Genomic DNA, 22085 nt, shown 5'->3' on the forward strand with positions numbered 1-22085 from the left:
GCCTGCGATCGTCTGCGTGGTCAAGCCCCCTTTGGTCCCGATTACGGCCGGAGCCATAATTACGGTTTGGTAAGCTTTTGCGCTTAAACGGGATAGGTGAAGAGTGACGAGCTGGAGACTGCAGATGAATCTTTATGCCGAAGCCCGCCAAGACGCATTATGGGTCCGGGTCGAAGAGAACCGTCTTGATGCAGCCATCGCGATCCGCTTCAAAGATCAAATGCGTGAAGCCTGCACGCAACCATCGCAACGCGTGGTACTGGACCTTGAAAGCGTGACATTTCTCGACAGCTCCGGCTTGGGGGCGATCGTGGCGGTCATGAAAGCGTTGCCGGCGGATCGCAAGCTGGAACTGGCCGGTCTGAATATGAATGTGGCAAAAGTCTTCCGCCTGACGCGGATGGACACCATTTTCAAAATCCATCCCACTGCGGAAGAGGCCTTCCTGCCGGAGGTACGGAATGCTGGCTAATCATGACGCAGAGGCGTTGAAGTCCGGCACGGCCATTCCGCGAGAGGATCGGCTTCAGCCGCGACTGTTTCATCATAGCTTTCCCGCCACCCCGCTTGCGGTACGAGAGGCATTGCGCGCCGCTTTGGCACGGTTTGTCTTGCATATGTCGCAAGACGAAGCGGGGACGCTAGAGCTGCTGCTGGCGGAAGTGCTCAATAACATCGTTGAACATAGCTATCAGGATACCGGCGTCGGAACGATCACCCTTTCCATGGTGATGGAAAAGCGCGGGCTGAACTGCTCTGTCACTGATGACGGGGTCGAGCTGCCGTCCTTCGTTCTGGAGGACCCGTCAACCTTCGATACTGTCGAAGATGCGTTGCAGACTCTGAATACAGACGAACTTCCTGAAGGCGGGTTCGGCTGGTTCCTCATTCGCGATCTGGCCGAAGATCTTGGCTATAAACGCGAAAATGGACGTAACATGTTGGCCTTTCGCCTGCCATTGCGGCAAGAAGGCTGATCGGGGTTCAGTTCAGCTGGAATTGCAGCGGATAGGCGCCGTTTTCAAACTCGCCGAACAGATCCGGCAGATCCGGATGCTCCACAGGCTCACCTGACCCGTCTACAATCAGGTTCTGCTCCGAGACATAGGCGACATAGAAATCGTCATCCGTCTCGGCGAGAAGGTGGTAATAGGGCTGGTTTTTCGCAGGGCGGCTATCCTCGGGAATAGCGTCATAGAATTCCTGTGAATTGGCGAAAGTTGGATCCACATCGAAGACAACGCCACGAAATGCATCCTTCCGGTGGCGCAAAACCTGCCCGATATGGAATTTGGCTTGAGTGGCAAACATACACGGCCTTCCCTAAAGTTTTCGAATTCTTAATTCTTTTACAAACAACCCAGCATTTTTTCCACAAATTCGCCGGAAACAATCTGTGTAAGTGGCCCTGACAGTCGTGCCGGAAGCTTTGTGATTTTCGTTATGGTCATTTTCGGATACACTGCCCTGCAAAACGAGATCATAATCAGGCAAGAGCAGTATGAAGAAATTCGCCTTTTTGGCGCTGGCCCTACTGGCCGCTTCCTGTGGTGGGGGCAACTACAAGGCGCCACAAAATCTTGATGACGCATGCGCATTGTCGCGTGAGAGACCCGCCTATTTCAAGGCGATGAAACGCACCGAATCGCGGTGGGGGATTCCTGTCTATGTGCAGATGGCCACCATTCACCAAGAGTCGCGCTTTGTCGGCAATGCCAAAACCCCGTTCAAATATGCGCTTGGGGTGATTCCGATGGGGCGTCAGAGTTCGGCTTATGGCTATAGTCAGGCGCTGGACGCGACATGGGAAGAATATCGCGACAGCGGCGGCGGGCGCGGTGCGCGGCGCAACCGGATTCAGGACGCCACCGATTTTATCGGATGGTATATGGATGGCACCAGCAAAAAGCTGGGCATCCCCAAAACCGATGCCATGAACCAGTATCTGGCCTATCACGAGGGGCGGGGCGGCTTTGCCAACGGGTCGCATAAATCGAAGCCCTGGCTTCTGGCCGTGGCGCGCAAAGTGCAAAGCCGTGCGCTGATGTATCGCGCACAGCTTGCCTCCTGTCGGCGCTGAAAACAGGGATCAGCCGCCTCGGCGGCTGACCTCCTGATCGATCGAGAACAGCGACGGCGCAAAGGCTTTGCCATTCTGCAGGCCATTCAGAATCACCGTGGTTTTCGCCCCCGCATTATCGGTAATCACCCATTGGCGGAGCTGGGTCGGGTTGCCCGTAAACACCATCTGGATATTGCCATATTCGGGGTGCTGCGGGTCCTGCGCGGTGACGGTTGTTTTCGTCCCATCCGATGTATGCTGGGTCACCATCCCCGATTTGGCCAGATTGACATTATCGGCCAGAATCAGGCTCAAGGGCGTTTTCGACAGCGGATATTGCTCCGGTCGTCCCATATTGGATTTCGGATCGAAAATCGCCACCTGCCCTGCCGAAGCCAGCACCAGCGTTTTATCCTTATCATATTCGAACCGCACGCGATTGGGGCGGCGGATATAAATCGTGCCTGTCGAGATCGAGCCATCGGAATTCACCTGTGTGAACTTCGAAGAGGCCGATTGCAGGCTGTTGAGATAGCTGGACAAAGTCCCAAGCGAAATCGCATCGGCAAATGCCGGCACGGCAAGAGACAGGGCGAGGACGGGCGCAAGCGCGAAGCGAAGTATGTTCATAAGCTGGAATTTAGGCGCTTTTTGAAAAAGGAAAAGCCCCGCGCAATCAACTTGCACGGGGCGCCTATCACGAGTTTGCGGAAACCGGCTCAGGCTTCGGGGATCAGGATCTCGCGTTTACCGACATGGTTCGCGGAAGACACCACATGGTTTTCCTCCATCTGCTCGACCAGACGCGCGGCCTTATTATAGCCGATGCCCAGTTTACGCTGGATGTAAGAGGTCGAGCATTTGCGGTCCTTCGCCACGATCTGCACCGCCTGATCGTAAAGCGCGTCCTCATTGCCGGTATTGCCGCCGGTATTGAGGCCCAGCACCGCGTCGATATCCGAGGCCTTGTCATCTTCCGGCCCCTCGACCACGCCCGACATATAGCTGGGCGGCCCGAAGGATTTCAGGTGGTTCACCACCTCCTCGACTTCTTCATCCGAGCAGAACGGCCCGTGCACACGGTTCAGACGCGAACCGGTGCCCATGTAAAGCATGTCGCCCATGCCCAAAAGCTGCTCGGCCCCCTGCTCGCCCAGAATGGTGCGGCTGTCGATCTTCGAGGTCACCTGGAAGGAGATACGGGTGGGGAAGTTCGCTTTGATCGTGCCTGTGATCACATCCACCGACGGGCGCTGCGTGGCCATGATCAGGTGGATACCCGAAGCACGTGCCATCTGTGCAAGCCGTTGAATACAGGCTTCGATTTCCTTGCCCGCGACCATCATCAGGTCGGCCATCTCGTCGACGATAACGACGATATAGGGGAAGGGCTCGGGACGGAATTCATCGGTCTCGAAGATCGGCTCGCCGGTCTCCTCGTCAAAACCGGTCTGCACGGTGCGCTTGAACATCTCGCCACGCGCCAGCGTCTCTTTGACGCGGCCGTTATAGCCTTCGATATTGCGCACGCCCATCTTGGACATCTTGCGATAGCGGTCTTCCATCTCGCCCACGACCCATTTCAGCGCCACAACGGCCTTCTTCGGGTCGGTCACAACGGGCGAAAGCAGATGCGGGATGCCATCATAAACCGACAGTTCCAGCATCTTCGGGTCGATCATGATCAGACGGCATTCATCCGGCGTCAGGCGATAGAGCAGCGACAGGATCATCGTGTTGATCGCCACCGATTTCCCCGAACCCGTGGTCCCTGCGATCAGCAGGTGGGGCATCTTGGCAAGGTTGGCCACAACAGGCTCGCCGCCGATATCCTTACCCAGAGCCAGCGGCAGGCGCATATTGCCATCGCTGAAATCACGCGCGGTCAGGATCTCGCGCAGCACGACCTTCTCGCGATGCTCGTTCGGCAACTCGATCCCGATCACGGTGCGCCCCGGCACGGTCGACACCCGCGCAGACAGCGCCGACATCGACCGCGCGATATCATCGGCCAGACCGATCACGCGGCTGGCTTTCAGACCCGGCGCCGGTTCCAGTTCGTACATGGTGACCACGGGACCCGGACGGACCGAGACGATCTCGCCCTTGACGCCGTAATCTTCCAGCACGGTTTCCAGCTGGCGCGCATTTTCTTCCAGCGCCTCGTCGGGCAACTGGTGACGCGGGATGGAAGCCGGATCGGTCAGCAACGACATCGGCGGCGCTTCGTAATTGGCATGGGTCGCGCTCGGCATATGCACGGGCTTCTGGATCGGCCCGCGATTGAGGCTTTCCCCCTGTGCCACGGTCTTTGCCGTTGCAACCGGCTTGACGGCAGGCACATCCGGCATGGCATTGCGCGCAACGCCCATATCATGCGCCTCATCCAGCGATGGCTGCGACAATGACGGCTGCGGCGCATCCATCATGTCGTCGTCATCATCTCCGCTCAGCGTCGCATCCTCGGCATAGGCCTCGCCGCGCTGGATCATACGATAAGCCGCAGACGGCTCCTCGTTCTCTTCCACCGGCGCCGAGAAGCTGGCGCGGGGCATCTGTGCGGGTGCGGGCTCGGAATGGGCGGAGCCATAGGTCTCGTCCAAGGCGCTGAACGCATCCACGTCGAAAGGCTCGAACTGATGGCTGTCCATCGTTTCGACCTCATCCATGTGATAGCCCTGATCAAGCCACTGATCCTGCGCGCGGAAATCCTGATGCGGCTCGGCCATCAAACGGCTGCGCGCATCCGAGACCTCTGCCGCAGATTGCGCGCTCGGCGCGGGCTGCGGGGCATAAGCAGGATGCACCATATCGGCATAAGGGGCCGACGGAGCCTCGGCATGGGACGCTCCGAAACGCGGCATATAGCGCGGCTCGGCACGCAGCGGCGGTTCGACGCGGGCCGGCTCGGCCTTCAGCTGCGGCTCGATCCGCTCGCGCAGTTTCGGACCACGGGCCAGACGGCGGGCCACAGCCGCCATGACCGAAAGCGGGGCTTCGGGCCGTGCAGGCTGGACCTCTTCGGGTTCCGGCGCGACCGGTGCTGCAAGGTGTTGCGGAGCCTCCTGACGCTGCACCCGCGGGGCCTGCCGACGCTGATGCACGGCCTCGGCAATACGTGCCTTGATCCGCTCGGGGCTGGGTGCCTCGTCCGTTCCGGCGCGCGGATCGTCATATTCGAAGTCCACAAGCTCGGCTTCGACCATCGGCTCCGGCTCGGCGGGACGGATAATGCGCGACAGGAAGCCTGCGCGAGGCGCGTCCTGTTCGGGTTCGTCGTCGTAAAGAACCTCCTCTTCCTCGTCATAGACGGGGGCCTGATATACCGGCGCGCGACGCGCCGATTGGGCGCGCGGGGGCTGGGCCGCCTGCGCCTGATAGTCCTGTTGGGCTTCCCATTCGGCCAGTTCGGCGGCATGGGCCTGTGCCTCGGCACGGCGGGCACGGTGGCGTTCGGCGGCACCACGCGCCGCCAGCACCGAAGCCGATGCCCCCTGCCCGATCATACGCATGATCGCGTCATAACCTGCCAGCAGACCAAGCAGCAGAAAACGCAGGATATTTTGCAACTCCGGCTTCACGAACCCGGTAACGAAGGCCATCATCGCAAGGCTACCGGCCGCAAAGAGCAGCGACAGGAACTTCACCACAAAGGCCGAAGCGCCAACGATCCCCAGCATCATTCCCGCGATCATATCGCCAAAATGGCCGCCAAGTCCGAAATTCGCGGTCCATTCCGCCCCCGGCACCAGAAGTGCCGAATGCACCGCCGAAACCGCGATTGCGATGGGCAGGAAAATCAGCCGCGACAGGGCCCGTTCTTCGCCGCGATGGGTCATGAAACGCACGCCCCATGCCAGCGAGGCCAGCGGCAGAAGCCATGATCCACGGCCAAAAATGACGTAAAGCGGCGAGGCAATCCCCGCGCCGATCCGCCCCAGCCAGTTCTGCACCTCTCCATCCGAGGCGGCCATCCAGCTGGGATCTTCGGGCGAATAGCTGACAAGCATCATGCTCAAGAGCGCCGCCAGAACGATCAGTCCCGCGCCGGCAAGCTCTTTACCGCGGCGTTCAAGAAGTGCCTGCGTATTCTGGTCGAGAAGGGGGTCGCGCTGTCTCATTTGATACAATGCCATCTGCTGCTCGTCCTCAAAGGTAAAGGCAATCACGGAGCTTGGTCAGTCCGCGTCGCGTTTCTTCTCTTGGGGCGACAAGAGCCACCCGAATATAGGATCTGCCGGGATTTTCGTCCTCGACTTCGCGCGAAAGATAGGCACCGGGCAGAACCCGCACACCGGTCTCGCGCCATAATTTCATGGCCGCCGCCTCGCCATCCTCCACCGGCAACCACAGGAAAAAGCCCGCATCGGGCATGGTAACCGAATTGATGCCGTCAAAGACAACGGCCGCGTCATCGAATTTCTCCTGATACAGGCGGCGGTTCTCGATCACATGATCCTCGTCCGCCCAGACCTTTTCCGCGACACGCTGCAAGGGCTGCGGCAGCGGCGCCCCCGAATAGGCGCGCAGCTGGCGGATATAATGCATGCTTTTCGGCCCCGCCGCAACAAAGCCGGACCGCAGCCCCGGCAGGCTGGACCGTTTGGACAGCGAATGGAAGATCACCACGCGCTCGGAATCGGCCCCCACCTCCTGCGCCACCTCGATCAGCCCGGGGGGCGGGTCATGGCGATAGAGTTCCGAATAGCATTCATCGGCAAAAACACGGAAATCATGTGTCTCGGCCAGCTCTAGCAGATCGGCCAGATACGCGCGCGAGGCCACGGCCCCCTGCGGATTGGCGGGCGAGCAGATAAAGGCGATCGCCGTGCGGTCCAGCACCTCGGCAGGCAGCGCGCGATAATCGGGCATGAACCCCGTTTCTGCGGTGGCGGGCACGAAAACAGGCTCTGCGCCGATCATCATCGTGGCGATGGCATAGACCTGATAGAAGGGGTTGGGGATCAGAACCACGGGGCGCTTGCCCCGTTTGGTTTCGGGGCAAAGTGCCAGCACCGCATTGAACAGCCCTTCGCGGGTGCCATTCAGCGCCATGATCCGATCCTCGGCAACCTCCACGCCGTAGCGCCGCGCAATCCATGCCGAAATCGCGGCCAGAAGTTCGGGGGTACCGTTATTGGCTGGGTATTTGCCGAATTCCGCGACAGAGGCCGCCAGCACATCGCCCACAAAGCCCGGCATCGCATGCCGCGGCTCGCCAATGGTCATATTAATAATTTCCCCGCCCGGCTGGTGGGAATCGAGCAGCGTCCGCAAACGCGGAAACGCGTATTCGGGCAGGTTCGAGAACCGCTCGGGATAATCCATTATATGCCTCATTTGCCGGAGTCATTTTGCGCCCCGTTCGGGACGACGTTACCCAAAAACCACATGTCCTGTCCAGATCATGGCGAGATGCGGGCAAGGTCGCCTTTGGATTGTGGCATTTCAGCCAAGCGCGGCCTCGATCGCAGCCCCAAAACACAGCACCTTTTCATCCTCTCCGGGCAGCCCCAAAAGGCTTAGCCCCACCATATCGCGCCCCGTGGGTAGGGTCAGCACCGGCCCGCCCAGAAGCGCCGCACTGCCGACATTCCGGCTGGCCAACTGTTGCTGGCTCCTAAAGAAATCCTGATCTATCAACAGGCTATCATAGCTTGGGGCCAAGGAGGCCGCAGTGGGCATCAGCACGACATCATAGCCCGCAACCACGCCCCGCCAGTCCTGCCGCACCGCGTGCAACTGCGCGAGCCCCTGCAGATAGACATCCGCCGAGACACCTCCCGCCGCCTCGAAGGCCCGTAGGAAATCGGGCGTCACCTTAAGCGGATTTTCTCTCACCCGCTGCTGCCAGCGGGCGTGAAACTCGGTCTGCGCCAAAAAGCGCAGCCGCTTCAGCGCCTCGAACGCTTTGGGGCTTTGCACCGTAATCTTGGTGCCCGCCTTGGCCAAACGGCCTATCGCACGGCTCATTGCCTCCAGACAGGCCGGATCGGCATCATCAAAGACGCCGCCCTCCAGCACCAGAAGACGCGCGCCCGATATGTCTGCGCCACGCAGATCGGGGAGCTTGCCGTTTTCCACCAGCGCCAGCCCCTGCGCGCAATCCTCGACCCGTCGCGCCATGAAGCCCAGCGTATCGAATTGCGACCCCGTCGCCACCCCCGCAAGCGGCACGCGCCCCAGTCCGGGGCGGAACCCCACCAGATCGTTCCACGCGGCAGGCACCAGAAGCCCGCCGCCATTCTCCAGCCCCACCGCCATAGCACAAAGCCCCAGTGTGACCGAGAGCGCCCCGCCAGAGGCCCCTCCCCCCGTCACAAGGCTGGGGTCATGGCGGTTGGGCGGGGTGACGCTGAGGGCATTCACCCCCAGAAGATCCAGCCCCAGCTCGGTCATCTGCGTCTTCCCCAGACAGACCCCGCCCGCGGCACTGGCCTGCTGCAACGCGCGCGCATCACGGGCGGGCACATGGCCCGAAAACAGCCGGCTGCCCGCTTCGGTGACCGCCCCCGCACTGTCCACCGCATCCATCCATGAAATGGCCACCCCATCCAGCGCCGAACGCCCCTGCCCCACTTTCGTGCGGGTCCGCGCCGCCATCGCCTCGAAGCGCGCGCGATTGGGGGTCAGGCGGGCAAATGCCATCCGGCCATCGCGCCCCGCTGCCGTCTCCAGATAGAGTTCGACCTGCGCGACCGGATCCAGCATGCCCGCGGCAATCAGACGCCCTTGTTCCGCGGCAGGCAGATAGCGGGTCGAGGTCGTCATGCAGGCTCTCCAATCATCACTCAAACCCAAGGCTAGACATGATTTTATCGTTCTGACAATGGGGGTTACACCAAAGTCGTGCAAGCAATGGACAAGCGCGCCGAAAACGCCATATTTAGCAGCATGAAAACCGATTGTGATATCCTTATTTCCGGCGGCGGGCTGAACGGCCCGACCTTGGCATTGGCGCTGGCACAGGCGGGGCTACGGGTGACCGTGGTCGATGCAACGCCGCCCCGCGCAAGGGCCCATCAGGGCTTTGACGGGCGGGCCTACGCTTTGGCGGTCGCCTCGCAGCGGCTGCTGAAGGGGCTGGGCCTATGGCGCCAGCTTGCCCCCGAGGCGCAACCGATGATGGATGTCAAAGCCTCCGATGGTCACGCAGGCGACGGCGCGGCCCCCTTCTTTTTGCATTTCGACTCGCGCGAGATGGACCAGTCCCCTGTGGGCTGGATGCTGGAAGACCGCTATCTGTCCCGCGCCTTGCAGGACGCGATGGAGGCACAGCCCCTTGTCACCGTGATCGCGGGCACCTCTGTCATCGCGCAAGAGGTATCCCAAGGCCATGTCACAGCGACGCTTTCGGACGGTCAATGCCTGACGGCCCGCCTGCTGGTCGGGGCCGACGGGCGCAAATCCGGCGTGGCCGAACGTGCGGGGATCACGCGCGAGGGCTGGGATTACGGCCAGACCGCTCTGGTGGCCGCAATCGCCCATGAAAAACCGCATCACGGCATCGCGCAGCAGTTCTTCATGCCGACCGGCCCGTTGGCGATCCTGCCGCTGACCGGCAACCGGTCCTCTATCGTCTGGAGCGAGACGCGCGAGAACGCGCAGACGCTGGACGGCCTGTCGGATGGCGATTTTCTGGGCCTGCTGCGCCCGCGCTTCGGGGATTTCCTTGGCCAGATCTCTCTGGCTGGCCCGCGTTTCAGCTACCCGCTGAACCTGACACTGGCCAAATCCTATGTGGCCGCGCGGATCGCATTGGTCGGCGATGCGGCGCATGGCGTGCATCCGATTGCGGGACAGGGGCTCAATCTCGGGCTGCGTGATGTCGCGGCGCTGGCGCAGGTTCTGGTGGATGCCTACCGGCGTGGCGATGATATCGGTGCGCTGAATGTGCTGGAAGACTATCAAAGCTGGCGGCGCTTTGATTCCACCTCGCTGGCGCTGGGGATGGATACGGTCAACAAGCTGTTTTCCAACCATAACCCCCTGCTGAAACTCGGGCGCCAGATGGGAATGGGGCTGGTTCAGGCACTCCCCGGATTGCGGCGCGGCTTCATGACACAGGCCGCGGGGCTGGGTGGCACCCTGCCCCGCCTTCTGAAGGGCGAGCCGCTTTAACCCGCCTCAATCGACATCCAGATCCCGCGCCTCGGACGGGATCAGGATCGGAATGCCGCCGCGGATCGGGAAGGCCAGACGTGCGGGCTTCGAGATCAGTTCCTGTGCGGCGGCATCATAATGCAGCACGGCATGGGTCAACGGGCACACAAGCACCTCCAGCATCCGCCTGTCGAAGGCAGGGCGCTCGGTGCTGACACGGTCGGGATTATCCTCCGGTTGCGCTGTGCTCATTGCAGGCTCTCTTCCCCTTCGCCACCGCTGCGCAGGGAGAAGTCCATCAGCGTCAGCAGGGTTTCGCGCCGCACCGTCAGGTTGGGAGCCTCCAGCAGGGCCTGCTTGTCCTCCGGAGAAAGCGGCATCAGCATCGAAAGCGAATTGATCAGCAATTCGTCCTCGGCATCACGCAGACTGTCCCAGTCGGTATCCATGCCATTGGCCTCGAAAAACCGGCTGAGAAGCGCAAAGAAACTCTCGCGTTGCAGGCCCCGGTCATGGTCAGGCCCATGCAGATCGCCGGAGAACTCGTCCCACTCGACCTCGCCCATAATGTAGGGCGTGAACCCGTCGCGTGCGCCCATCAGACGGAAGCGCGAGATGCCGGTCAGGGTGATCAGATAGCGCCCGTCCTCGGTTTCGGAAAACCCCGTCAGACGCCCCGCGCAGCCGATCGGCGCAAGCTCGGCCTCGTCCTCGCCGTGATTGCGCGGCAAGATCATCCCGATCAACCGCCCCGGCGTTTTCAGGCAATCCTCGATCATCTGCAAATAGCGCGGCTCGAAGATATGCAGGGGCAGCGTCCCCCGGGGCAGCAAAAGCGCCCCGGGCAACGGGAAGAGCGGAATGGCATCGGGCAGGTCGATTGCGTTCATCATGGACCACCAGCTAGGCCGAAACCCCGATCAGACAAATATCATCGAGGCGAGTTTGCGACGCCCCTTTGCAACCAGAGGATCGGTGGGTTTGAGCGCCTCGAAAATGGTCTGCAACTGGGCTTTGGCCGCGCCATCATTCCATTCGCGGTCACGGCGGAACAGCTCCAGAAGCTGGTTGATCGCGCCTTCCGCATCACCTGCGGCAAACAGCGCCTGCGCCAGATCGAAGCGCGCCTGAGCATCGGCCGGATCGGCATCCACCTTGGCCTGCAGTTCCGCCTGCGGACCGGCATTGGCCGATTGTTTGGCAAGTTCCAGCTGTGCCAGCGCCGCCTCGACCGATGCCGCCGTGGCAAGGGCGGGCGCAAGATTTTCAACCAGCGCCTGCGCCTGCTCAAGCTGCCCTGCCGCGATATGGGCACGGATCAACCCCGAGAAGGCCTCGGCATTTTCAGGCTCTTCGTCCAGAATGGCCGCAAAGGTCTCGGCGGCGTCCTCGGCCGCGCCCTCCGCCAGCATCTCTTCGGCGGCGGCAATCGCATCGGCCAGACCGTTATCGGCCCCCGGCCCCATCTCGGCGATCTTGGTCACGAATTTCTCGATCTCGGAGCCCGGAAGCGCGCCCTGGAACCCGTCCACCGGCTGGCCCTGATAGAAGGCATAGACGGTCGGGATGGACTGCACCCGCATCTGCCCTGCGAGCATCTGGTTTTCATCGACATTGATCTTGGCCATCACGACCGCACCCTTGGCCTTGGTCACCGCCGCTTCCAGCGCCGGACCCAGCGTCTTGCACGGGCCACACCACGGCGCCCAGAAATCGACGATCACTGGCACGGTTTGCGATCTCTCGATCACGTCGGCCATGAAATTGGCTTCGGTTACGTCCTTGATCAGGTCATCGGTTGCGGCTGTCATACCGCCGATCATCTCATTGCCGAGCATGGGATCTTCCTTCCGGAGTTCTGTCGGTGTCTATATGCGCTCGCGGACCCGCCCCGCCAAGGGCTGCCCTGCGGGACGCGCGAAATTAAAGATCGAAAGTCGCGAAGACCGGCGCATGGTCGGAGGGCTGTTCCCAACCGCGCACATCGCGCAGGATACGCGAGCCCGAGGCCGCGCCCGCAATATCCGCTGTCGCCCAGATATGGTCCAGACGACGGCCCTTATCGGCGGCGGACCAATCCTTGGCGCGATAGCTCCACCAGCTATAAAGCAGCCCTTCGGGGATGTCCTGACGGGTCACATCGACCCAGTTGCCCGCTTTCATCACCGCGTCCAGATGCTCTACCTCGATGGGCGTATGGCTGACGATTTTCAGAAGCTGCTTATGCGACCAGACATCATCCTCGCGCGGGGCGATATTCAGATCGCCCACCAGAATGGCGCGCTCGGGCGCTTTGGCGGCGAATTCATCGCGCATATGGGTGAGGTAATCCAGCTTCTGGCCGAATTTCTCGTTCACCTCGCGGTCGGGCACATCGCCCCCTGCGGGCACATAGAAGTTATGCACCGTCACGCCATTGGCAAGACGCCCCGCCACATGGCGCGCATGGCCCAGATTGGCATAATCGCCGGCGCCTGCCTCTTCCATCGGGATCTTGGAAAAGATCGCCACCCCGTTATAGCCCTTCTGGCCGCGGGCAACCATATGCTCGTAGCCCAAAGCGCGGAAGCTCTCGAAGGGGATGCTCTCCACAGGGCTCTTGCACTCTTGCAGGCACAGCACATCGGGCGCCTCTTCGCGCATCAGACGCGCCACGAGCCCCTCGCGCAGGCGGACCGAGTTGATGTTCCAGGTGGCAAGGGTAAAGCTCATGGGTGTCTCCGTTTATCGCGCGCGGATAGTGGCGATAACGGCCGAGGGGCGCAAGGCGAAAGGCAAGGCTCCACCCCGGCCATCCCAGGCAAATGCCCCCTCCTGCGGCCCGGATCGGCCTCACGCGCCGCGCCCGAGCGGGGGATCGGCAGCGCCACGGACAAAATGGGGGGGAAACCGTACGGGCGACCGGACTCGAACCGGTATGGGCCTAGGCCCCAGGGAGTTTAAGTCCCATGCGTCTACCATTCCGCCACGCCCGCAACGTCGTCTTGGCTAAGCGAAAGGCTGCGAAGGCGCAAGAGGCCAGCGCCTCTAACCCTTCAATATTTCGTCCAAACGCGCCTTTTCCTCGACACTCAGCGCCTCGGGGCGGGGGTCGTGACGGCGGGCCCTGCGGCGCACCCAGACCACCACACTGCCCAAGGCGATCAGCAAGGTGGCAGGCCCCGCCCAGTAGAGCAGCAGATTGGCGCCCTTCGCCTCGGGAGAAAACAGCACATATTCCCCGTAGCGCGCCGTCACATATTCCAGCACCTGCTGATCCGTATCGCCCGCCACCAGCCTTTCGCGCACCAGACGCCGCAGATCACGGGCCACGGCGGCGTTGGAATCGTCGATATCCTCGCCTTGGCAGACGGGGCAGCGCAGCTCTGTGCTCAGGGCGCGAGCGCGGGCCTCCAGCGCCGGATCGGGCAGGATCTCGTCGGGCTGCACGGCCAGAACCGCCGCCGCCTGCAACATGACGAAAGACAGGGCGCAAAGAAGGATACGGATCATCGGCACGGCCTCACTCTGCCGGAGTTGCGGAAGAGACGGCCGACGCCTTGCGCGCGCCCGCAGCCACACGATACCGGCGGTCCGACAGGCTGAGCAACCCGCCAAGGGCCATGATAATCGCCCCGCCCCAGATCCAGATCGCGAAGGGTTTGATATAGGTGCGCACGGCCCAGCCGCCATTCTCCTGCGGATCGCCGATCACCAGATAGATGTCGCGCAGGAAGCCACTACGGATTGCGGCCTCTGTGGTGGGCATGCCCTCGGTCGGATAGACCCGCTTTTCGGGATGCAGCACCGTGACCACCTTCCCGCCACGCCGCACAGTCATCGTGGCGGTGGTGGCAACATAGTTCGGCCCCTGATCGCGATGCACCTCGTCAAGGCTGATCCGGTATCCGGCCACCTCGAAAGGCTGCCCCTCCTGTGCCACGCGGATATCCTCGACCTGACCGGCGGTCAGCAGCCCGACCCCCATGATGGTGATCGCCAGACCGGAATGCGCCACCGCCTTGCCCCAATCGGCGCGCGGCAGGCGCAACAGCCGTGCGGGCCTGCGTCCGGCGCGCTGCCAGAGTTCGACAAGCGCCCCCAGAATGATCCATGCCCCGAGGAAACTGGCCACCAGCGCCATCAGCGACCGGCCCGTTTCCATTGTCCATCCCAGTCCGGCAATCGCCAGCGCCAGCACGAAGGCCGGCAGCAGCGGACGCAGCACACGGCCCATCTTCGCACGTTTCCACGGCATCATCGCCCCGACCGGCAGCACCAGCGCCAGTGCCACGAAGAACGGCGTGAAGCTTTTATCGAAGAACGGCGCTCCGACCGAAAGCTTGCGCGCCCAGAACATCTCGGCCAGCAGGGGCCAGATCGTGCCCACAAACACCACAAGCGCCGCCACGGCCAGCAGGATATTGTTCAGCACAAGCGCGTTTTCCCGCGACAGCATGGAAAACACGCCCCGCGCCTGCATGGCCCCCGCGCGGAAGGCATAGAGCGTCAGCGCCCCGCCCACGAAGACCGCCAGAATGCTCAGGATATAGATCCCGCGCTGCGGGTCATTGGCAAAGCTATGCACCGAGGTAATCACACCGGAGCGCACGATAAACGTGCCGATCAGCGAAAATCCGAAGGCCAGAATGGCCAGAAGGATCGTCCAGCTTTTCAGCGCCTCGCGTTTTTCCACAACGATCGCACTATGCAAAAGCGCCGCCGCCAGAAGCCACGGCATGAAGGAGGCGTTTTCCACAGGGTCCCAGAACCAGAAACCGCCCCAGCCCAGCTCGTAATAGGCCCACCATGATCCAAGGGCGATACCGATGGTCAGAAAGATCCATGCCGCAAGCGTCCAGGGCCGCACCCAGCGCGCCCATGCCGCATCGACGCGCCCCTCAATGAGGGCGGCCACGGCAAAGGAGAAGGCCATCGAAAGCCCGACATAGCCCAGATAGAGGAAGGGCGGGTGGAAGGCCAGACCGGGGTCTTGCAGCAGCGGGTTCATCCCGCGCCCGTTCATCGGCGGATTGGCCATGCGCAGAAACGGGTTCGAGGTGAACAGGATGAAAATCAGGAATGCCAGCCCGATCATGCCCTGCACCGACAGGACACGGGCCCGCAGACGGGGCGGGAGATTGCCACCAAACCATGCCGCCGCCGCGCCGAAGATCGACAGGATCAGCACCCAAAGCAGCATGGAGCCCTCGTGGTTGCCCCAAACTCCCGAGACCTTATAGAGCATCGGCTTGTCGGTGTGACTGTTCTCGTAGACCAGCGCGACCGAAAAATCCGATGTCACGAAAGCATAGGTCAGCGCCAGAAAGGATGTCACGACAAGCAGAAACTGCACCGTCGCCGCCGGTCCGGCGACCGCCATCCAGCCGCGCCAGTTCTTATGCGCCCCGATCAGCGGCACAAGGGACTGAATAACGGCCACAAAAAGTGCCAGTATAAGAGTAAAGTGACCTAGCTCGGCAATCATCGCGGGGGCCTCCTGTTGCGCAGGCACCTTACCGCCCGCAGGCGCGTAGGAAAAGCACCCAGCCTATCACACCATGGAATATGTTGCAGGCTTGGCCCTAGCCGATCACCGCAGGCCGCCTTGTGCCCAGCAACAGGCTGGTTTCGCTGCGGCGCACCCCTTCGAAGGCGCGGATGATCAGCAGAAGATCATCGAATTCCTGCAGATTGCGGGCGCCGATCTCCAGCAGGAGATCCCATTGCCCATTGGTCGTATGCACCGCCTGCACCAGAGGCAGGCCCAGCAGGTTCTGCACGATCTGGTCGGTCTGGCGACCGTCGATCTCCAGCAACATCACCCCGCGCACGGCAGCCTGCGGCGCATCCGAGCGGGTCTGGACGGAAAAGCCGGTAATCTCGCCCCGCGAGATCATCTTTTCGATCCGCGAGCGCACGGTGGCCCGCGACAGGTTGAGCTGGGTCGCCAGATCGGAGACAGCCGCCCGCCCATCGCGACGCAGCGCGGCAATCAGACGGCGGTCCGTATCATCGAGCTGATCAGAAGAAACGCTCTCACCTGTCATGAAATCACCTCGGGAAAACCGCTCTCAGACATCCCTATCCGGCTCGGACAGGGCAACCACAGGAACAAAAACAGCACATGCTGCGGCCCCTTTTGATTAATTTACCACAGCTCTGCAAGCGGTTTCTGGCACGGCATGAAGGCCGGCCCGCCCCCGAACCACCCCGCCCAAGAGGCCGATCGCCCGCGCGCGCCGGAGGGTCCTCACGTCAATGGCCTTTACTTCACTGCACAATGACCGCATGCATGGACGATACCGACACGGGCCGGAATGCGCCGATTTTGGCCTGCGGGCCGTGCCAGCACGCGTTCCGGTCCTTATCCGAAGGATAGCCCCATGCGTTTCATGCTCCCGATTGCCCTGATTGCTTGTCTTGCCGCCTGCAAACCCGATGCCCCACCAGCGGATATGCTGGCCGCTCTGCCTGTCGGGCAGGAATGGCAGGTCACGCAGATCGCAGGCCGTCCGGTGCCCGAGGGGGTCAAGGTCAACCTGCTCCATCCGGAAGCGGAGCAGATTGCCGGAAATTCGGGCTGCAACCGCTATAGCGCGCCTGTGGAACGGCGCGACGGCAAGCTGCATATCGGTGCGATTGTCGGCACCCGCATGATGTGCTCGGAACTGCAAATGCAGACCGAACAGGCCTTCCATGCAGCCATTGCCCGCGTCGACAGTGTTGCGGCCACACAAGACGGCATCGAACTGCGCGCCGATGGCCAACCCGTTATCATTGCGGTCAGACCTGCGGACTGATCGCCGCCGCATCCGTCACCGTCTCCATCGCCACATAGGTGGTGGTGGAGGAAACATGTGGCAAAGCCGAGATTTTCTCGCCCATCACACGGCGATAATCGGTGATATCGCGGGTCCGGACCTTCAGCAGGTAATCGAAGCCGCCAGCGATCATATGGCACTCTTCTACCTCGGGAAGGGCGCGCACCGCGCGGTTGAACGCCGCCAGCGACACCTCGCGCGTGTCCAAGAGCCGCACCTCGACAAATGCCACATGGCTCAGCCCCATACGGATCGGGCTGAGCACGGCGCGATAGCCCTTGATCACCCCCAGATCCTCAAGCCGCTTCATCCGCGCCTGCACAGGCGTCTTGGTCAGCCCGACGCGGCGCGCAAGCTCGGTAACAGACAGCCGCCCCTCTTCCGAAAGCGCCGCGAGAATCTTCTGGTCGTAATTATCGAGGTCTGGCAGATCATTTGGCATGTTTAGACCCGTATCTTTGGTTTCTTCGACCAAGAATTGTCATCGAATGGGCGAAATAAAAAGTGGTTTCGATGTAGATTAGACAAAATACCTTCCTTGAGGCCCGCCATGACCAAAATTTCATCTCCCATCGTTGATCCGGCGCTGGACTTCCAGCAGATCGACGCGCTGACGTTGCAACCCGAAGAACCGCTGCTGGACCGCCTGATCGCGCAGGCCGCGCTGGATGAGGGCACGCGGGGCAAGATTGCCGCACGCGGGGCCGCACTGGTGCGCCGTATCCGCGCCGATAGCCGTCCGGGCCTGATGGAGGTCTTTCTGGCGGAATACGGTCTGTCGACCGAGGAAGGCATTGCGCTGATGTGTCTGGCCGAGGCGCTGTTGCGCGTGCCGGATGCCGACACGATGGATGCGCTGATCGAAGACAAGATCGCACCGTCGGATTGGGGCAAGCATCTGGGCCATTCGGCCTCGCCGCTGGTCAATGCTTCCACGTGGGGCCTGATGCTGACGGGCAAGGTGCTCGATGACCGTCCGCCGGGAATGGCAGGCCATCTGCGCGGCGCGATCCGCCGTCTGGGCGAGCCGGTGATCCGCAAGGCCGTAAGCCGCGCGATGAAGGAAATGGGCCGCCAGTTCGTACTGGGTGAAACCATCCAGTCGGCGATGGTGCGCGCCAAGAAGCAGGAAGCCAAGGGCTATTCCTACAGCTATGACATGCTGGGCGAAGCCGCCCGCACCATGAAAGACGCCAAGCGCTACGAGGAAGACTACTCGAAAGCGATCGACGCGATTGCCACCAACTGCCGCAAGGGTCACCTTTACGACAACCCCGGCATTTCGGTGAAATTCTCGGCGCTGCATCCGCGCTACGAGCTTGCCAAGGAAGAGCGCGTGATGGCCGAGCTGGTGCCGGTCGTGCTGCGTCTGGCGCAAAAAGCCGCCAAAGCCGATATGAGCTTCACCGTCGATGCCGAAGAAGTCGACCGCATGACGCTGTCCTTCAAGGTGATCGAGGCCGTTCTGGCCGATCCGTCGCTGGCAGGCTGGGACGGTTTTGCCGTGGTGGTGCAGGCCTATGGCCGCCGCTGCACCCCTGCAATCGACTGGCTCTACGATCTGGCGCAGCGCTATGACCGCAAGATCATGGTCCGTCTGGTGAAAGGCGCCTATTGGGACGCCGAGGTGAAGCGCGCGCAGGTCATGGGCCTCAAGGACTTCCCCGTATTCACCCGCAAAGCCTCGACCGATGTCAGCTACATCTCCAATGCCCGCAAGCTTCTCAGCCTGCGCGACCGGATCTACCCGCAATTTGCAGGCCATAATGCGCATACCGTGTCGGCCGTGCTGGAAATGACCGAAGGCGAAGACCGTCGCAATTTCGAATTCCAGCGTCTGCATGGCATGGGCGAGCGTCTGCATGACCTCGTTCTGGGCGATCACAAGACCCGCTGCCGGATCTATGCGCCCTGTGGTGCCCACCGCGACCTGCTGGCCTATCTGGTGCGTCGCCTGCTGGAAAACGGCGCGAATTCGAGCTTCGTGAACCAGATCGTGGACGAGGATGTGACCCCCGAGGAAGTGGCCTCCTGCCCCTTCGCTCAGGTGGAAAGCACCCGCCATGTGGAAAACCCGATCCTGCGCAAACCCGATGCGCTGTTCGGCGACCGCAAGAACTCGACCGGCTTCGATCTGACCGAACGCGACGCTCTGGCGACCATTGATGCCGCCCGTGCACCGTTCAAGGCCGCCCGTTTCGAGGCCCGCCCGCTGATCGCAGGCACCGCACAGCCGTTGCCCGTTGTCGAGGCGCTCAACCCCTCGAATGGCGATGTGATCGGTCAGGTCTTCAACGCCTCCAGCGCCGATGTCGAGACCGCTCTGGCCAATGCCCAACCGTGGGCCGCGTCGGAAACCGAACGCGCCGAGGTTCTTAACCGCGCCGCAGAGCTTTACGAAGCCCATTACGGCGAAATCTTCGCGGCCCTCGCCCGCGAGGCCGGCAAGATCCAGATCGATGCCGTGGCCGAGCTGCGCGAAGCTGTCGACTTCCTGCATTACTACGCCCACAACATCCCGCAAAATGCGCAGGCGCGTGGCCTCTTCACCTGCATCAGCCCGTGGAACTTCCCGCTGGCGATCTTCACCGGTCAGGTGGCCGCAGCCCTTGCGACCGGCAATGCCGTGCTGGCCAAGCCCGCCGAGCAGACGCCGATCATCGCCACCCTCGCCGTGCAGCTTCTGCATGAGGCAGGCGTGCCGCGCGAAGCCCTGCAACTGCTGCCGGGGGATGGGGCGACCGTGGGCGCGCGCCTGACCTCGGATGCGCGGATCAATGGCGTGGCCTTCACCGGCTCGACCGAGACCGCGAAGATCATCCGTCGCGCTATGGCCGACAACATGGACCCCGGCGCGCCGCTGATCGCGGAAACCGGTGGTCTGAACGCCATGATCGTCGATTCCACCGCCCTGCCGGAACAGGCCGTGCGCGATATCCTCGTCTCGGCCTTCCAATCGGCGGGTCAGCGCTGCTCGGCCCTGCGTTGCCTCTATGTGCAGGACGATATCGCCCCCACCATTCAGGAAATGCTGTTTGGCGCGATGGACGAGCTGCTGGTGGACAACCCGTGGGATCTGACCACCGATATCGGTCCGGTCATTGATGACGAGGCTGCAGGCATCATCCGCGACCACGTGGCAACCGCCCGTGCGCAAGGCCGCGTGCTGAAAGAAATCAGCGCCCCGCAGCAGGGCCATTTCTGTGCCCCCGTCGCGATCCGTGTGAACGGCATCGAGGATATGAAACGCGAGATTTTCGGCCCCGTGCTGCATATCGCGACCTTCAAATCCGAAGACCTGCACAAGGTCATCGACGCGGTCAACGCGACCGGCTACGGGCTGACCTTCGGTCTGCACACCCGTATCGACAACCGCGTGCAGGAAGTCACGGAAAGCATCCATTGCGGCAATATCTACGTTAACCGCAACCAGGTGGGCGCGGTCGTGGGCAGCCAGCCTTTCGGTGGCGAAGGGCTTTCGGGCACCGGCCCCAAAGCGGGTGGCCCCGAATATCTGTGGCGCTTCACCACTTCGGCACCCTCGGACAAGCCGCAAGAGGCGCGCTCGCTTCCGGGCCCGACCGGTGAATCGAACCGCCTGACGCTGCATGTGCGCGAACCGCTCCTGTGCATGGGCCCCAGCGCCGAAGAGGCCCGCAACCAGAAAGCAGCTGTCGAAGCACTGGGCGGCGTGGCCGAAGTGGCCACCAATATGACGCCGGATGGTCTGACCGCGAAACACGGCATTTCGGGGGCGCTCTACTGGGGCAAACCGGAAGAGGCGCGCAAATACGCGCAGGCCTTGGCCCGCCGTGAGGGACCGATCCTTGCGCTGATCACCGGCCATCCCGATGTGGGCCATGTCTGGCATGAACGCCATATCTGCATCGATACCACAGCGGCAGGCGGCAACGCCCAGCTTCTGGCCTCGGCGGGCGCGAAATAACCCGTCCGGACCCAGTTCCCCTGAATGGCCTCCCCTTGCGGGAGGCCATTTTTATTGTGGGCGCGGCATCTTCGCCTATGCTGGTTGGTGAACCGGAGGAAACGCCCATGATCATCGACCAGAATGCCCCGCAAACCGTGAGCTGCCATTGCGGTGCCGTAAAGCTGCAAATCCGTCTGGCAGACGGGCTGCGCACAGCGCGGCGCTGCGATTGCTCGTTCTGTCGCAGGCGCGGGGCGGCGGCTGTTACGGTGAAACTGGAGGATCTGGAGATCACGCAGGGCGAAGAGAACCTGACCGTCTATCAGTTCAACACCAAGACGGCGGTGCATTACTTCTGCAAGACCTGCGGGATTTACACCCATCACCGCCGCCGCTCGGACCCGACCCAATATGGTGTGAACCTTGGTGCCATCGAGGGCGTGAACCCCCGTGACTGGGAGCCTGTCAAATGGGTCGACGGGGTCTCGCACCCCTCTGACAGATGAGCCGTTCCGAACGGCTGCTGCAGCTTCTGGACATCCTGCGCCGCCATCGCCATCCGGTGACGGGGGCCGCTTTGGCGCAGGAACTCGGGGTAAGCCTGCGCACGCTCTACCGCGATATTGCCACCTTGCAGGGGCAAGGCGCCCCGATCGAGGGCGAGGCCGGTCTGGGCTATGTGCTGCGCGAAGGCTTTCTGCTGCCGCCGCTGACCTTTCCGGTCGAAGAGCTTGAGGCGCTTGTTGTTGGCACCCGCTGGCTGGCCAGCAAGGGCGACAGCGATCTGGCGCAGGCGGCGGAAAGCGCGCTGGCGCGGCTGCGCGCGGTGGTGCCCGCTGCCCTGCGCGACGAGATGGACCTGACCACGCTGGTGGTGGGCGGCCCGCGCCCTGCCCCCGATCAGGTGGCCTCGCGCGCGCTGCGGGCGGCCATCCGCCAGCAACAGAAGCTGCGCATTACCTATCGCACGGGCGAGGGTACCCTGTCGGAGCGCGTGATCTGGCCCGTGGCGCTGGCATTTTTTGACCAGGCGCGGGTGCTTCTGGGCTGGTGCGAGCTGCGCGGCGATTTCCGCAGTTTCCGCACCGACCGAATATCGGAAGCACTCCCCACGGGCGAGACCTACCGTCCCCCGCGCAAGAAGCTGTTCGATGACTGGCGGCGCGCGCAGGGGCTGCTTGGCTGCTGA

The 22085-nt window shown here is 62.3% G+C and carries 21 protein-coding genes and 1 tRNA gene; 8 read left to right on the top strand and 14 right to left on the bottom strand.

The genetic code is table 11. The annotated features are described in order from the left end of the window. The first annotated feature begins 124 nt into the window (after positions 1–124). Together WDB88_RS01400 and WDB88_RS01405 are read left to right on the top strand one after the other, a co-directional pair. Complete coding sequence (locus WDB88_RS01400; protein WP_339108431.1) at positions 125–472, top strand: STAS domain-containing protein; 348 nt, start codon at positions 125–127, stop codon at positions 470–472. Further along, positions 462–977 (top strand): ATP-binding protein, encoded by a 516-nt coding sequence (locus tag WDB88_RS01405; RefSeq protein WP_339108432.1) that lies wholly within the window; start codon positions 462–464, stop codon positions 975–977. The genes WDB88_RS01400 and WDB88_RS01405 overlap by 11 nt, the downstream gene beginning before the upstream one ends. Before the next feature lie 7 nt (positions 978–984). On the opposite strand, the gene hspQ is transcribed toward WDB88_RS01405, so the two are convergent. Continuing rightward, positions 985–1311, bottom strand: coding sequence for a heat shock protein HspQ (hspQ, locus tag WDB88_RS01410; RefSeq protein ID WP_339108433.1), 327 nt, complete (start codon positions 1309–1311; stop codon positions 985–987). A gap of 190 nt (positions 1312–1501) precedes the next feature. Between hspQ and WDB88_RS01415 the strand changes: the two genes are divergently transcribed. Continuing rightward, positions 1502–2080, top strand: coding sequence for a lytic transglycosylase (locus WDB88_RS01415; protein ID WP_339108434.1), 579 nt, complete (start codon positions 1502–1504; stop codon positions 2078–2080). Positions 2081–2089: 9 nt separating this feature from the next. Here the strand turns inward: WDB88_RS01415 and WDB88_RS01420 are convergent, their stop codons facing one another. From WDB88_RS01420 to WDB88_RS01435, 4 genes are all read right to left on the bottom strand, one after another. Further along, positions 2090–2692, bottom strand: coding sequence for an outer membrane lipoprotein carrier protein LolA (locus WDB88_RS01420; protein ID WP_339108435.1), 603 nt, complete (start codon positions 2690–2692; stop codon positions 2090–2092). A gap of 89 nt (positions 2693–2781) precedes the next feature. Continuing rightward, complete coding sequence (locus WDB88_RS01425; protein WP_339108436.1) at positions 2782–6198, bottom strand: DNA translocase FtsK 4TM domain-containing protein; 3417 nt, start codon at positions 6196–6198, stop codon at positions 2782–2784. A 13-nt stretch (positions 6199–6211) separates the two neighbouring features. Continuing rightward, positions 6212–7390 carry an aminotransferase class I/II-fold pyridoxal phosphate-dependent enzyme gene (locus tag WDB88_RS01430; RefSeq protein WP_339108437.1) on the bottom strand — a complete coding sequence of 393 codons (1179 nt, stop codon included), beginning with the start codon at positions 7388–7390 and terminating at the stop codon, positions 6212–6214. Between the two features lie 120 nt (positions 7391–7510). Further along, positions 7511–8833 (bottom strand): amidase, encoded by a 1323-nt coding sequence (locus WDB88_RS01435; protein WP_339108438.1) that lies wholly within the window; start codon positions 8831–8833, stop codon positions 7511–7513. 123 nt (positions 8834–8956) lie between these two features. Here WDB88_RS01435 and WDB88_RS01440 point away from each other — a divergent pair, with 123 nt between their 5' ends. After that, entirely contained in the window at positions 8957–10183 is a 1227-nt protein-coding gene (locus WDB88_RS01440; RefSeq protein ID WP_339108439.1) for an FAD-dependent monooxygenase, read from the top strand. A 6-nt stretch (positions 10184–10189) separates the two neighbouring features. On the opposite strand, the gene WDB88_RS01445 is transcribed toward WDB88_RS01440, so the two are convergent. The 8 genes from WDB88_RS01445 to WDB88_RS01480 all read right to left on the bottom strand — a co-directional run bounded on the left by WDB88_RS01445 (position 10190) and on the right by WDB88_RS01480 (position 16194). Then, positions 10190–10417, bottom strand: coding sequence for a Trm112 family protein (locus tag WDB88_RS01445; RefSeq protein ID WP_339108440.1), 228 nt, complete (start codon positions 10415–10417; stop codon positions 10190–10192). Further along, the gene (locus WDB88_RS01450) at positions 10414–11058 is read right to left on the bottom strand and encodes an LON peptidase substrate-binding domain-containing protein (protein ID WP_339108441.1); all 645 of its coding nucleotides are present in this window, start codon (positions 11056–11058) and stop codon (positions 10414–10416) included. Before WDB88_RS01450 ends, WDB88_RS01445 begins: the two co-directional genes overlap by 4 nt. A gap of 27 nt (positions 11059–11085) precedes the next feature. After that, entirely contained in the window at positions 11086–12003 is a 918-nt protein-coding gene (locus WDB88_RS01455) for a co-chaperone YbbN (RefSeq protein ID WP_339108442.1), read from the bottom strand. Positions 12004–12088: 85 nt separating this feature from the next. After that, complete coding sequence (locus WDB88_RS01460; RefSeq protein ID WP_339108443.1) at positions 12089–12877, bottom strand: exodeoxyribonuclease III; 789 nt, start codon at positions 12875–12877, stop codon at positions 12089–12091. Between the two features lie 180 nt (positions 12878–13057). Further along, a tRNA-Leu gene (locus WDB88_RS01465) sits at positions 13058–13140 on the bottom strand. 52 nt (positions 13141–13192) lie between these two features. Further along, positions 13193–13657 carry a cytochrome c-type biogenesis protein gene (locus WDB88_RS01470; RefSeq protein WP_339108444.1) on the bottom strand — a complete coding sequence of 155 codons (465 nt, stop codon included), beginning with the start codon at positions 13655–13657 and terminating at the stop codon, positions 13193–13195. A 10-nt stretch (positions 13658–13667) separates the two neighbouring features. Continuing rightward, the gene (locus WDB88_RS01475) at positions 13668–15632 is read right to left on the bottom strand and encodes a heme lyase CcmF/NrfE family subunit (protein ID WP_339108445.1); all 1965 of its coding nucleotides are present in this window, start codon (positions 15630–15632) and stop codon (positions 13668–13670) included. Between the two features lie 97 nt (positions 15633–15729). Beyond that, positions 15730–16194 carry an Lrp/AsnC family transcriptional regulator gene (locus WDB88_RS01480; protein WP_339108446.1) on the bottom strand — a complete coding sequence of 155 codons (465 nt, stop codon included), beginning with the start codon at positions 16192–16194 and terminating at the stop codon, positions 15730–15732. 336 nt (positions 16195–16530) lie between these two features. Between WDB88_RS01480 and WDB88_RS01485 the strand changes: the two genes are divergently transcribed. Next, positions 16531–16947 carry an META domain-containing protein gene (locus tag WDB88_RS01485; protein WP_339108447.1) on the top strand — a complete coding sequence of 139 codons (417 nt, stop codon included), beginning with the start codon at positions 16531–16533 and terminating at the stop codon, positions 16945–16947. On the opposite strand, the gene WDB88_RS01490 is transcribed toward WDB88_RS01485, so the two are convergent. Continuing rightward, a complete protein-coding gene (locus tag WDB88_RS01490) occupies positions 16931–17410 on the bottom strand; it encodes an Lrp/AsnC family transcriptional regulator (RefSeq protein WP_339108448.1) in 480 nt (159 codons plus the stop codon). The two genes, WDB88_RS01485 and WDB88_RS01490, sit on opposite strands and share 17 nt — an antisense overlap. Before the next feature lie 108 nt (positions 17411–17518). Here WDB88_RS01490 and putA point away from each other — a divergent pair, with 108 nt between their 5' ends. The 3 genes from putA (at position 17519) to WDB88_RS01505 (ending at position 22085) form a co-directional block, all read left to right on the top strand. Continuing rightward, entirely contained in the window at positions 17519–20914 is a 3396-nt protein-coding gene (gene putA / locus WDB88_RS01495) for a bifunctional proline dehydrogenase/L-glutamate gamma-semialdehyde dehydrogenase PutA (RefSeq protein WP_339108449.1), read from the top strand. Between the two features lie 107 nt (positions 20915–21021). Further along, positions 21022–21402, top strand: coding sequence for a GFA family protein (locus WDB88_RS01500; protein ID WP_339108450.1), 381 nt, complete (start codon positions 21022–21024; stop codon positions 21400–21402). Next, positions 21399–22085 carry a YafY family protein gene (locus tag WDB88_RS01505; RefSeq protein ID WP_339108451.1) on the top strand — a complete coding sequence of 229 codons (687 nt, stop codon included), beginning with the start codon at positions 21399–21401 and terminating at the stop codon, positions 22083–22085. Before WDB88_RS01500 ends, WDB88_RS01505 begins: the two co-directional genes overlap by 4 nt.

This window comes from Thioclava sp. GXIMD4216, assembly GCF_037949285.1.
Classification (GTDB): domain Bacteria; phylum Pseudomonadota; class Alphaproteobacteria; order Rhodobacterales; family Rhodobacteraceae; genus Thioclava; species Thioclava litoralis.